This window comes from Bradyrhizobium ontarionense, from assembly GCF_021088345.1.
Classification (GTDB): Bacteria; Pseudomonadota; Alphaproteobacteria; order Rhizobiales; family Xanthobacteraceae; genus Bradyrhizobium; species Bradyrhizobium ontarionense.
Window position 1 is genome coordinate 6684823 of the sequence record NZ_CP088156.1, and the last position, 13632, is coordinate 6698454.

General features: G+C 62.5%; 5 protein-coding genes. 2 read left to right on the forward strand and 3 right to left on the reverse strand.

Going from position 1 to position 13632, the window contains the following annotated elements; all coding sequences use genetic code 11:
- Positions 1 to 36 precede the first annotated feature (36 nt).
- From hemW to LQG66_RS29370, 3 genes are all read right to left on the reverse strand, one after another.
- Positions 37 to 1338, reverse strand: a complete 1302-nt coding sequence (gene hemW, locus LQG66_RS29360; protein ID WP_231319329.1) for a radical SAM family heme chaperone HemW — start codon at positions 1336 to 1338, stop codon at positions 37 to 39.
- Between the two features lie 24 nt (positions 1339 to 1362).
- A complete protein-coding gene (locus tag LQG66_RS29365) occupies positions 1363 to 2847 on the reverse strand; it encodes a radical SAM/SPASM domain-containing protein (protein WP_231319330.1) in 1485 nt (494 codons plus the stop codon).
- A gap of 175 nt (positions 2848 to 3022) precedes the next feature.
- Positions 3023 to 3313, reverse strand: coding sequence for a hypothetical protein (locus tag LQG66_RS29370; protein WP_231319331.1), 291 nt, complete (start codon positions 3311 to 3313; stop codon positions 3023 to 3025).
- Between the two features lie 16 nt (positions 3314 to 3329).
- Between LQG66_RS29370 and LQG66_RS29375 the strand changes: the two genes are divergently transcribed.
- Both LQG66_RS29375 and LQG66_RS29380 read left to right on the forward strand, forming a co-directional pair.
- The gene (locus LQG66_RS29375) at positions 3330 to 9152 is read left to right on the forward strand and encodes an SDR family NAD(P)-dependent oxidoreductase (protein WP_305879303.1); all 5823 of its coding nucleotides are present in this window, start codon (positions 3330 to 3332) and stop codon (positions 9150 to 9152) included.
- Positions 9149 to 13621 carry a non-ribosomal peptide synthetase gene (locus LQG66_RS29380; protein WP_231319332.1) on the forward strand — a complete coding sequence of 1491 codons (4473 nt, stop codon included), beginning with the start codon at positions 9149 to 9151 and terminating at the stop codon, positions 13619 to 13621. Before LQG66_RS29375 ends, LQG66_RS29380 begins: the two co-directional genes overlap by 4 nt.
- The last annotated feature ends 11 nt before the right edge of the window (positions 13622 to 13632 follow it).

A 13632-nucleotide genomic window follows, 5' to 3' on the forward strand; every position in this document is an offset into this window, starting at 1 on the left:
CGAATCTACGCAGAGAGCTGCCGTAGTCGTCCGCCGTCAGGTGAGGACCAATTCAGACAGGCCGAACTGCACCTCCCCATCCGTGGCCGGCCGGAGGTCTTCTTCGGTGAAGAAGGTCTCCCAGACGTTGGTCGAGAACACCTGGCCTTCGCGCGTCAGGCTGTAGGTATCGGGTCCTTCCTCGATCAAGCCTCGATCGATCAGCCGCTTCATCTCGCGTCCGAACATGAGCTCGATCGGCAGGCCAAACCGTCGTTGGAAATCAGATTTCGAGACTTCGCACATCTTGATGCCGCGGATCATCACGCGCCGCATCTCCTGCTCCTTGGTGATGCGGGTCGCAATATCCATCAGCGAAATATCGTGTGCGCTGCGCTCCAGGTATTCCTTGATCGGCCGCACGTTGGTGTAGAGCCGGTCATGAATGACGGTCTTGGAGGAGACCCCGAACCCGATCAACGGCCACGTTCGCCAGTAATATTCGAGATATCTGGAATAGGTGTCGACCCGCTTCGGATCAAAGTAGCCGCTGGTGCTGTATCGTCTATATCCGGCACTCTCCAGCATGTCGTAGGACATTCGGCACATGTCGACCTCGACGCCGCCCGATGGCAGCTGCGCCGACTTGGCCTTGAACAGCCAGTGATGATATGCCGTCTGCGGCCAGACCTCGAGCGGATAGGCCGTGATGCAGGTGGGATCGAGTTGAATCGCCTGCCTCAGTGAGGCCTCCCAGTTTTTCAAGTCGAGACCGAGCAGGGGGTAAATCAGGTCGAGATTGGTATGGGCATAGCCGGCTCGCTGAATGGCTTCCCAGGCGGTGAAGACATCTTTCAGGACGTGGGGGCGGTTGTTCTGCTTGAGGATGTCTTCGTCGAATGACTGGACGCCGAGGCTCATGCGCGTATAGCCGGCATCACGCAGCTCCTTCACCTTCTCGTAGGTGACCGATCCCGGGTCAAATTCGACGGCGACTTCGCAGTCGGACGTGACGGGGAAGGTCTCGCAGATCGTTTCGAGAATGCTGATGAGCTGCCGCGAGGTGAGTACGCCAGGTGTTCCGCCGCCGACATAGACCGCGTCGATCTTGAAGCCCGGGAAAGCTCTATTTTCGGAAAACGCGCGGATCTCCTTGCGCAGCGCGTCGACATAGGCCGCGCGCAGGTCTTCACTCGTGTTGGTATAGACGACATAGTCGCAAAAATGGCACTTCGTATTGCAGAAGGGAATGTGCAGATAGATCACAGCCCTCTCTCGCTCGAAGAAGACGTCTGGCGCAAGGTGGCTATACTTGAACGGATAGGTGTGGATGTTTCGACGGATCTGTTTCTCACTCACCTGGCGTCTCCAGTTGATGCAATTTTACAATGGCTGGAAATGTTGAAGCGGCGGCGACTCGGCGTCATTGCGAAAGTTGAGCATGACCGGTCGGCCGCAGGATACGAAAAGATCGTCCAGCTGGGAGCGATCGCGCATGCGGTAGCTGTCGTCCTGGGCAGCCAGCATACCAACGACGTTCTCGACCAATTGGATCTGATGGCGACAGCCCTCTGCGCTGGGGGAGTTGAGGCTGCCTGTCGCCTGCAGGTTTTCCTGCTTGCATCCACCGCCGCAGATGTACCGGATCCAGCAGCCAGAGCAGACCGGATGGTCGTCTATCGGCATTCGCCAGTCGTGGAGCGTCGTCGCATCGATGCCCGTTCGGCTGTCTCCGGATTGCAGGGCGGTGTCGCCAACCAACCGGTGGCACGGCATGATCGAGTGATCGGGCGAGAAGGTAAAGTAGTTGCGTCCGCCGGAGCAAAAGCTGAGCGCGGCCTTGCCACGGAGCACCATGTCGGCAATCCGTTCATACTCGAGTACGCCACGGAAGCGGTTGTCGGGATTGAACAGATCCGAATATCCGTCGACGAACTCGGCGAGCTGATCGAGGAAATCTGCGGCCATCGTTCCCTGGCCGAAGTTACCGTTCTTGGCATCCAGTGCCTGCCCTATGCTGCGCGGCACGACGCCTGGGTAGATCTGAAAATAGTCGAACAGATTCATATCCCACAGGGCGCGCACATTCTCTTTCATGCCCGGGTCGCCGCCCATGACCGTCATCCGGGCGACCAGCGTGATGTCGTCGCCGGCGGCCCTGACCGCTCGGCAGTTCGCAATGATCCGGTCCCAACTACCGCGGCCCCCCTTGGTCGGGCGGTTGCGATCGTGTGTCTCTCGGCAGCCGTCGATCGAAACGGACACGATGAAACCGTGACGCGCGAAGAGCTCGAGTGCTCCCTCGGGCAGGACCGTCAGATTGGTCGAGATCCGGTGAATGAATTTGATGCCGGTTTCGTTCGAAACGGCTTCTGCGCGTGCGCACATCGCGCTGATGCGTTCAAAGTTCAAGAGGGGTTCGCCACCGAAGAATTCGAACCGGACCGATTCTTCCCCATGGAGGCGGTCTTGCACGAACCGGAAAATGTCGTCGGCGATGTCGCCCTCGAGCTTGCCACTGATGCGTCCGTAGTCGCCGCCATCGGCAAAGCAGTACGTGCAGCCGAGATTGCAGACCGACGTCAGATTGACGTTGATCGCCAGGTTCGCCCCGTCGGAAATCCTGGCCTCCCGCACCACGGGTATGTTGGCCTCGGAAACGATTCCGTTGTCGGCCAGCAGGTTCCATTCAGCGGCTTCGATCGCATTCATGGCCTCAAGCCCGGCTCGCAGGCGCTCGCCGAGATCACGAGAAACGCGAATGGCTCGGCTGTTTCCAGAGACGAAGAGGGTGACGTCCTCCAGTCGGCCTGCGTCTACGATCTGATAGTCGCGTCCGCAGCGCCAATGAGAAAAGGCTACCGACATCGTTGTTGTCCACCTGCTGCGTCGTTACGAAGCCCCGCGGGGCGGAACGACGATCGAAGCTGAGCCTGCGATTGCGTCGTGTCGCACCAATCCCGAATGCGAATTTGGTCTTGCCACTTTCATGATGGCGCAGATGCCGTGTCCGGCAAGATCAAGACGAAGGGTGTGCGGGCCATCAGAAATCTCCCGAGGTTCCTCGAACTCCAATTCGGCGCATCAGCAGTTCTGATTGATCGCTTCGAGGCGAATACTGTGAGCTTAACACGTAGTGGGCGAGTTGATTTTCGTTGATCCGAAGATCAATTGCAACCGATTTTTCAATGTTAGGTGGTGTTGTAGAAAGCGCTCGCTTTCGATGGTTGTGCGTGGTATCAATCTCACGTTGAGGGAGCCGTGCAGCAACGACCGGCCGCGATAAGCCGCGACGCAAAATCGTCATGACGGGTGGAGTGATGTCGTCCGGCATAGTTGCAGATCATGCGATGCTCGAGGGCGAGTTGTTTGGCGATGAGAGGATCGCTGTAGTCGGTCTATCATGCCGTGTTCCTGGTGCAGACGATGCCGCCGGCTATTGGCGCAATCTGCTCGACGGCACTGAATCGATCGACGTGCTGGATCGAGCTGCAATGGTGGCAGCGGGGGTGAGTCCGGAGCAGTTGGAAAATCCGAGCTATATTCCCGTAAAGGGTGTTCTGCGCGACTTCGACTGTTTTGATTCTGCGCTTTTCGGCATGAGTGCACGTGAGGCGGTTCTCACTGATCCGCAGCATCGTATCTTCCTCGAACAGGCGCTGGCGGCTCTCGAAGACGCGGGTTACGGTTCCGCGCAATATCGGCCATCGCGCTGCGGGGTGTTCGCGGGCTGTGGCTTCAACACCTACATTTGGCGGTTGATGCAATCGGGCGAGGTCGATGCCGGTCGGGCGTCGCTGCCCGCGATGCTCGGCAATGCTTCCGACTATCTTGCCACTCGCGTTGCGCACAAACTGGACTGTCGCGGCCCGGCTCTCACCGTTCAGACGGCTTGCTCGACAGCGCTCACTGCCGTGCATCTCGCTGCGCAGTCATTACTTTCCGAGGAGTGCGATATTGCTGTTGCGGGGGGCGTAACGATCCGCGTGCCGCAGATGGCGGGACACGTCTTTCAGAACGGCGGAATTCTGTCCGCAGACCGGCACTGTCGTCCGTTCGACGCGGAGGCAGCAGGTACGATCAACGGCTGCGGCGCCGGAGTCGTTGTCTTGCGGCGTCTGGAGGATGCACTGAGGGACGGCGACCCGGTGCGCTGCGTTATCCTGGCCTCGGCAATCAACAACGACGGTGCCGAGAAGCAGGCGTTTACCGCGCCCAACCCGGATGCGCAGACGGCAGTCATCGCGCAGGCTATGGCGCAGGCCGGTCTGACCGTCGATGACATCGACTATCTCGAGGCGCATGCGACGGGAACTGAGCTTGGCGATGCAGTGGAGATCGCTGCTGCTGCGCGCGCGCTGGTTGGCCGAAAGCGGCCCTGCCTGGTCGGCTCGGTGAAGGGCAACATCGGCCATCTCGATGCCGCAGCCGGAAGCGCGTCGCTGATCAAGACAATACTTTCAGTCGAACACGGGTTGATTCCGCCGTCGATCAATTGCCGGGTGCCGAACCCTGCATGCGAATTCGCAAGCACGCCGTTCGAGATCAATCGCGCGACATCGCCTTGGCCCCAGACCGGTCGTCCGCGGCGCGCCGGCGTCAGCTCTTTTGGCTTTGGCGGCACCAACGTCCACGTCGTCCTCGAGCAGGCGCCGCCTGTCGACGTGGCTCCCGGTCACGTCGCTCCCGGTCACTTGGCTCCCCGTCACTTGGCTCCCGGTCGAGCGGGACCGCAGCTGATCTGTCTCCAATCGGCGGCGCCGGAGGCGCTCGACCAGGTGGTCGCGAGGTTGCGGAGCTTCGTGGAGGCGTGTCCTGAACGACGGCTAGAGGATATTGCCTACACCCTGCAGGTGGGACGACAGCCCTTGCAGCAGCGGCTGGCCTTCGTCGCGCGAGACCAGCGCGAACTGATCGCCCGGCTGAGTTCATTGAGAGGCGAAGACAGCACCGAGGCGGTGCGGTCGCCCGCCGTGGTTGTGATGCTCGATGGTGAGGGCTCCGTTGGAGCCGGCACGGTGCGTCGTTCCTACGATGGCGACGCCCTGTTCCGACGGCGGCTGGACGAGGTTGCGGGCGATGTCGCGAGGCGTTGTCAGGTTGACGTCCGTGGAGCCTTGCTCGGTGGAGCAACCTTGCGCGACGCGGGCGAGTTGATGATGTTCGTCCTGATGTTGACGGCTGGTCGCGTGCTCCGCGAACGCATCGTTTCGCTGCGGGGGGTGGTCGGCGTGGGTGTCGGTGAGCTCGCGGCCCTGGTTGTCGCCGACGCGATGACGCTCGATGACGCGTTGTCGATCTTGCAGGGGACGCGCCGGTCCAGGAGTCCAGCGGCAGGTTGTCGGGATGGCGCTTCGCAAGGCGGAACGCGATCCGGTGGACTGCAGATTCGCGAACCGTCGATACCGGTCGGATCGGCCGGCTTGGGAAGGCTCTATGAGGTTGCCGATCTGATCGAGAGCGTTCCGCCGTGTGAGCGAGATTCGGATGGCGACGCCCACACGGCGCTTTCGACCCTGAACATCGGTGACAGGGCCCTGCTGGTGATCGATGTGAACTGTCGGATGGCTCTCGCACCGCGGTCCCCGCGCGTCTCGGGAGCCGCGGCCGTGGTGTGGCGGCTTGGCGACGACGACACCGTGGAGGCATCGTCGCTTGCCTGTCTTGGTGAGTTGTGGGCCGCCGGTGCGGCCATCGACTGGAAAGCGGTGCACGATGGCCGGCGCCCGCGTCGTATCTCGCTGCCGAGCTATCCCTTCCAGCGCCAACGACATATGCCGCAGACGTCTGCCGCGACAGCCGCATCACCAACTATCGACGCGACGCGTCAGTGCGCGCTGTGGTCTGTGGTGTGGCGCCGGCTGGCCCGGCGCGCGCCGACGAAAGTGCCGGGCAGGGTCTTGTTGGCGCACTATGACGATCCATTCGCTCAGGCGCTCGTTCAGCGCTTGTCGGCGGTGACGAAGGTGGCCGAAGTGCCCGCGACTGGGATCGACGGAGAAATCGAAGTCCCTGAAGGAGCGCACGTCGTCTACGTATGCAAGGCAGACGTTGGCCTCGATTGTGTGGCGCCCTGGTCCAGCGTCGAGATAGGCAACCTTTTCAGGCTGGCCCGTGCCGTGTCGAAACGTGCGGCTCGACTGGATGTTGTTACGATCGGCGCCTATGAAGGAACAGTGGGCGGTGTTGTCGTCGGTCCGCACGGGGCTGCGGCGGCCACTTTCGCGAAGGTCATGCGCCAGGAAGGTTTCGCGCCGGCGCTCGGCCGCACCATCGATGCGGACCAAGGCGCGGTCAATCCCGATGTAGCTGATCGAGCGGCTGTTCAGGTTGTCGACGAACTTCTCTCCGACCGAGACCACGAACTTGTCTGTTGTCGTGGAAATCAGCGGCTCACACGCGACTTCGAGCCCGTCGTGACCAAGTCCGTCGATCGTTCGGACGGTGTCTATCTGCTGTCCGGAGGAAGGGGCGGTATAGGCCGGCTTCTCGTGCGCCGACTCGCAAGCAGGCCCGGAGCCCGCGTGGCGGTGTTGCAGCGATCCGCGCCCGTGGACGGTGGGATTGGCCTGGCTGCGGAACTCGGGATCGAAGACGATCGCCTGATCGTGTGTACAGCTGATGTACGCGATCGTGTGTCGGTGTCGGAGGCTGTCAAGGAGATCGTCGGACGATTTGGCCCCATCACGGCTGTAATTCACCTGGCAGGCGTCGCGGCCGCGGGGCCCGTCGCTCAGCTCGACGCCGAACGCATCTCGCTGGCGATCGACGCGAAGCTGCAGGGCGCGATCAATGTGCAGGCCGCGATTGCACGACAGAACAACGGCTGCGTTCCCGAAGTGACGTTGTTGCTATCTTCCCTGACCGGTTTGCTGGGGGGGCCTGGTCTTGCGGTCTACGCGGCGGCCAATGCGGCGTTGGAAGCGTACGGAGCGGCGGCGGCCCTGAGAACAGGCGGCCGGGTCGTCGCATTGTCCTTGGACCGCGTCGCAGGTGTCGGAATGGCAGACACGGTGGCGCGAACGGCATGCCGGGTCGACTTCGACCGGTGGTGGTGGCTTGCCCATGAACACCGCGTGATGGGCAAGGCGATCGTTCCGGGAACGGTCTTTCTTGGATCGATGTTCGGTGCGATGGCGGATCGGGCGGGCTCAACGGCGCTTGTCGCCGATGAAGTCACGTTACTTAGGCCGGTCGAGCTTGGCGAGAATGGCCCAACCGGCATCGTGATAGATCCGAAGCCTTCTGCTCCCGATTTCTGGACGGTCGATGTGCTCACCGACCGTCAAGGTAAAACGGGAACCGTCGTTGCACGTGGGCGCTTCCGCGCATCGAGCGGTGGCGAGCCAGGCCGGTTCGATTTGGCGGCCTTGCGCGACCGGTGTCCTCTCCCATTGGCGTGGCGGGCTGACGGATTGGAGCTGGTTTTGGGCGAACGCTGGAATTGTCTGAATAGCCTTCGCGCTGGAGACGGCGAGTGGCTTGCCGAACTCGAACTGCCACCCCACGCCCATGAAGACGCGCTCGCGGGCTTTGCTCATCCGGCCCTGCTCGACGTGGCCATCGGAGCTGCGATCGGCGTCGCGGGTGGGCGGGGATGTGTCCCCGTCTCCTATCGCGGCGTTCAGGTGTATTGCTGGCCGCTGCCATCGCGCCTGATCAGCCACATTGCTGGAGGCGAGGAGAGGCACGGGCGCTGGCGTTTTGCCGTAACCCTTGCCGATCCAGATGGTCGGATCGCGTTGCGGGTAGATGAATATTGTCTGCAGCGCGTTGATGCTGCGGTGGAAGCTGCGCCCCGGCTCGCCCCTACGGCCGCGGTTTCGCAAGGCATGCGGCAGGGACTTGATCCCGATGATATTCCGCTGATTGTCGATCAGGCATTGTCTGTTGATGGCGAAGCCAACCTGTTCGCCTGCAATTCGAATCTCAGAGACCTGATCAAGGAGAATGCCGATCAGATTGCCTTGTTGCGCCGCCTGGCGGACGTCTCTGAGCCGGTTGCGCGCGTGTTGTGGGTCATGCGCGACGTGCTTGGTGCGCCACGGATGGGGGCGGACGACGATTTTTTCGCGCTCGGTGGCGACAGCATTCTGGCTCTGGATGTGGTTTCGCGTCTCAACCAGGCAAACGCACAGATCGTGAGTCTCGCGCCGAACGATCTATATCTGCATCCGACGCCGCGCAGCCTTGCGCAGTTGGTCGCCGATAGTGCGCCCCCCACGGCGACCGCCGATATCATGTTGTGCCGGCTCCGCCAGCCGATCCCGGAGCACCGCTTGCGACGCGTCGTTGATGCCGTGCAGGCGAGGCTGGCGGAGATCGAGCCCGGGCGGCCATTTTCGGCGATCGATGCAATTCCCGCCGAGCTTCCGCACGGCCTCACGATCCAGTTGCTACGCGCGACGCCGGGAGGGGCGCCCAGCTTGATGCTTGCGGCTCGGACGGGTGTGCTCGACCAGGCCGAGTGGCGAAAGGTCCTGAGCGAGCTCGCGCGCGAGCTGCCTGCGGATGCTGACGATCATGACGAGAGTCTGACCGGTCTCGATCCGGAACGCATTGCGCTGGTTCCGGAATCCCAAGTCGCCGCCCTCGAGCGGGCTGCGGAGCGGGTTGGCGGTTGCCGGCTCGACGAAGTGATCCTGGCGGCGGCGGGGCTCGCATGCGCGCCAAAAGGCTGGTCGGTGCAAGCCGGCCGGGGCGCGACGCGCTTCTGCCCGATCGGACCTGCGCTGAACGAACCGCAGGACGCGCTCGGAATGGCCAAGGCAGCGATGCGCCAATCGGCTGCCGCCGACAACGGTGGAGACGTTCTGCTCAGGCCTTCGCCGGGCTACTTCGCCTGCGTTCGTAACTCGTTGCTTGAGAGTCCAGTCGATCCGAACGGCGATCCCATGGACTGGTCGTTCTCCGGACATCACAAGATGCTGCTCCAATGGTGGCGCGATCCCGATGACGGCGGATTGCGCATTGAGGGAAGATCGTCGGCGGACGGTGCCGCGACGGCTTCATGTCACGAGGTCGCGCGCGCCCTGCAGGACATTGCCCGGCATTGTGCTTCCCAACGGACACCCACCTACAGCGTCAGCGATTTTCCGCACATTCAGCTGAACCAAGAAGACCTCGATCAACTCGTGGTTCGCTTTGCCTCCTCCAGTGGGGATCTGCCGTGAGCGGGGCGATCCGGGACATCTATCCCCTCACTCCCCTCCAGCAGGGAATATTGTTCCATACCCTGATGGCACCGAGGGACGGCCTTTATATCGATCAGTTGGCGGTCGAACTCGAGACCGATGGAGACTTCGACCTACCGGCTTTCGCGGAAGCCGTTGGTGCCGCCGTCGGGGCGATTGACGTGCTGCGCACGGCCTTTGTCTGGGAAGGACAGGAAGGGCCGCTGCAATTGGTGCTGGATCACGCGCCAATGACGGTAGGGCAGCTCGATTGGCGCTCACTCGACGAGACCGAGGCCGGCGACAAGCTCGAAGCATTTCTTGCCGAAGAACGCAATGCCGGGTTCGATCTTGCAAAGCCGCCGCTGATGCGGATGACGGCTGTGCATTGGTCGGATGGATCCTGGCGACTTGTCACGACCTACCATCACATCATTCTTGACGCATGGTCCATCGTCAACCTGTTCGCCGAAATCCGGAAAAACTATCGGGTGGTGCGTGGTCCCGCACGGACACCTCCGAGCGAGCATCGTTATTCCTTCAAGGACTACGTTCTTTCTCTTCCGGCTCGTCTGAGACCTGATGCAGAGCCGTTTTGGCGCGATGCGTTGTCGAACGTGTCGGGACCGACATCGTTGGCGGTGAAGCGCGCAGGTTCCGAACCCCGGGGCGGTCATCTATGTGCCGAGCACGTTTTCGTTCTCTCGGCGGAGCAGACCGCGCAGATCCGCGCGGCGGCCAAGCGGGCGGCAGTAACCTTGGCGACGCTGGTCGAGGGCGCCTGGGCTCTCTTGCTTGCCCGCTATGCCGGCACCAGCGATGTGCTGTTTGGGATCACCTTCGCAGGCCGCCCGGCGGATCAGCCGGATGCGGCAGCCAAGATCGGCCTCTTCATCAATACCCTGCCGGTGCGAGTCACCGTCAATGCTTCCGATCGAGTCGGGCCGTGGCTGCGCGAGCTGCACCGACAATTTGCCAACCTGCGGGCCCACGAGTTCACGCCACTGCCCAAGATCAAGGAATGGGCGGGCCTGCCGCAGGGGGTGGCGCTGTTTGACAGCGTGATGGCATTCGAGAACATTCCGGGGGCCGTAAGCAAGCCGGACGCTGCACGACAAACGATCGATGCACGAAATGGCCGCTATCTGTTCCGGACCAACTATCCGATCAATGTGATGGTTGTCCCGGCCGATGAGATGATGCTGCGGATCAACTATGATACCGGCCTGTATGACCCGGCCGCCATCGGGCGGGCGATGGAGCATTTCGCGTCGCTGCTCGTTGGGCTTTCCGAAAATGAGCAGAGGAGGCTCGGCGATCTTCCGCTGATGAGCCGCCAGGAGCGCGACGAAGTGCTGGCGGCAGGTCTCGGTCCCGTCGGAGCATATCCGGCAGACCGTTGCATCCACGAACTGTTTGAAGATCAGGCGACCCGGTTTCCCGACGGCATTGCAGTTGTCGACGGTGTGCGCGAATGGACATATCGCGAGCTGGACGAGCGCGCCAACGCGCTCGCCTGGCGGATCATCGAGGCCGGGGTCGGCCCGGAAAAGCGCGTCGTCATCTGTGCCGAACGATCCGCTGAACTCGCGGCCGGGGTCCTTGCGATCCTCAAGGCCGGCGGCGTGCACGTGCCGCTTGATCCGGACTACCCGAAGGCCCGGCTTGCCAGCATGTTGCAGAGGGCGAAGCCGGCGCTGATCCTGTGCGAGCCGTCGCTGCTGGCCCTGCTGCCTGAGAGTCCAGCCATGATCGTGCCGCTGGAGCGATCGATCGATGGCAACAGGTCGGGCGAACGGCCTAGCCGCCGCGCAAAGCCCGACAATGCCGCTTATGTCATCTTCACCTCCGGATCAACCGGCGTGCCGAAGGGAATCGAGCTGGCGCACCGGGGCCTCTGCAACATGATTCCCTGCTGGAACGAGCTGTTTGACGTTCGAGCCGGGGATCGCGTGCTGCAGTTCGCGTCGTTTTCCTTTGACGCCTCCGTTTGGGAGATCTTCTCGGCGCTCATCTCCGGCGCCACGCTTTGTTTCGGTGATCGCGCCACTCTTTATTCCGCTGAGCGTCTGCTGGGTGCATTGCGCGAGCTGCGAATCACACACGCACTACTTCCGCCGTCCCTGCTGGGCGTGCTCGATCCGGACGAACTGCCGCAGCTGCGTTGCGTAGCTGCGATCGGAGAGCGCTGCACGATGGACATCGCGCGGCGCTGGAAGACGGATCGTCGGTTCTACAATGCCTACGGCCCTGCGGAGGCGACGATCACCGATTGCGTGCACGAGGTGCCGGATGTTCGGCGGTCGGTCGGAGATCCGCCTATCGGGCATCCGATGACGAACGTACGCCTGTACGCCCTCGATCCCGATCAGCAATTGGTTCCGAGCGGCGTTGCCGGTGAGCTGCATATCGGGGGCGTCAATCTGGCGCGCGGCTATATCGAGCTCGCCGGCGCGACCGCGGAGAAATTCTTGCCCGATCCGTTTTCCGGCATCCCGGGGGCACGGATGTATCGCACGGGCGACCTTGTTCGCATCAACGATGACGGAGAGTTCGAATATCTCGGTCGAGCGGACTCGCAGGTCAAGATTCGCGGCGTGCGCGTCGAACTCAACGAAGTCGAAGGTGCCCTGCGCCGCCATTCGGCGGTTCGCGACGCCATCGTGGTGGCCCGCGACGTACAGGCCGGATTGCCGGAGCAACGCCTGATCGCCTACTTGATCGTTCCCGATGTGGGGGCTCGCAACGTCGCGAGTTTGCGCAGCTACCTGCGGGGCGTGCTGCCGGAAGCCATGGTGCCGTCGGTCTTCGTCTTCATCGATCGCATGCCTCTCACTCCGAACGGAAAGATCGACAAGAAGGGATTGCCGGATCCTGATTTCTCGCGTTCGGACGCGATAGGCGAGTTCACCGCCCCGCGGAGCGAGATGGAGCGGCGACTGGCCGGGATCTGGGCGAAAGTGCTGCGGCTGGAGAAGGTCGGCATTCGCGACAACTTCTTCGACCTGGGCGGCGATTCGATCGTCAGCATCAGGCTGGTCGCGGCGGCCCAGCGGGCCGGCCTGACCCTCACGCCGCGACTGATCTTCGAAAACCAGACCATTGACGAACTCGCGCGCGCTCTTGCCCCGGGGGGCGGTGCTGTTGCCGCGCCGATCATCCGGCCTGCAGGTCCGTTTCCGGCGACACCGGTTCAGCGCTGGTTTCTGCTGCATGCGGGACGGAACATTTCGCACGAGAACCTCTCGATCGTCCTTCGGGTGGACCCCGGCCTCTCTGAAAGCAAATTGGCCGCCGCACTCCAGCAGCTTGTCGATCGTCACGATTCCCTTCGACTGAAGGCCGAGTGGACCGAAGGCGGAGAATGGCGTCTGCTCATTCGGCCGCCCGGCGCGATGGTGAATTTACAGCGGGTGCGAACGCCGCAGAGGGATGTCTTTGAACAGCTGACGCGGGTACAGGAGCAACTTGTTCCAGAGCGTGGGCAGGTGTTCGCCGCCGTATTGCTGCAAGGAGAGAAAGGGGGCGATCGGCTCCTGATGTCGGCGCACCACCTGTCGATCGATGCGATGTCATGGACCATTCTGCTCGATGATCTGACGGCGCTTTGTCAGGACCAGACATTGCCAGATCCGATGGTTCCCTTTGCCGCCTGGGCTGATGCCCTGCACGGCCATGCGGCGCGTGGGGCCTTCGCAGGGCATGCCGATTATTGGCTGCAGCTCCTGCAGGGAGCTCCGGTTGCCGGTGCGGACATGGCCGCAGATGCCGGGTTCGAGAGCGAATTGGTGCGGTTCACACGCGATGAGACGGACCGTCTCCTCGCAATTGTTCCTGCTACCGCAAATCCCGGTGATTTCCTCCTGCTGGCGATCATGGCTGCGGTTGGCGGCGGAACTCTGGTTGACATGGAATCGATGGGCCGTCGTCTGAGCGAGGTCCCAATTGATCCGTCGCGAACGGTCGGATGGTTCACCGCGATTGCGCCCTTTCGGCTTCCGGCCCGCCTGCCCGAGGAGCTCGATCTCGCAATGCGCGAGGTCTCGCAGCGTCGTCTGGAATGGGAGGACCATGCCGCGAGCTATGGAATTCTCGCCGGCCGCGACGACGCCACGGCAAGGCAGCTGTGTTCCGCACCGCCACGGCAGGTTCTGTTCAACTGGCTCGGCCGTCTGGACCGCATCTGTCCCGAAGACGGCCCGTTTGAACTGTTGGATCAAGAGCCCGGTCTTTTGCGTAGCCCCGATCGGGCTCGCCCGTATCCGGTCGAGCTCAATGCATGGTTGATCGGCGGGCAATTGAACCTGCACTGGACGCTGCCCGCGAAGGGACGGCAGCGCGAGCGCGCGCGTATGGTCGCCGCGAGCGTTCGCAGGACGCTGCTCGAGCGGGCCGAGCCAATTGGCGCGATCGAAACGGACCTTTCCAGCGAAGAGCTTGCCGTCGCGCTGGCAAGCATGAACCTATAGGTGGTCGGAGA

Coding starts and splice junctions, on each gene's coding strand:
- LQG66_RS29365 (WP_231319330.1), bottom strand. CDS start 2,847: ATGTCGGTAGCCTTTTCTCATTGGCGCTGCGGACGCGACTATCAGATC.
- LQG66_RS29370 (WP_231319331.1), bottom strand. CDS start 3,313: ATGCCGGACGACATCACTCCACCCGTCATGACGATTTTGCGTCGCGGC.
- LQG66_RS29375 (WP_305879303.1), top strand. CDS start 3,330: ATGCTCGAGGGCGAGTTGTTTGGCGATGAGAGGATCGCTGTAGTCGGT.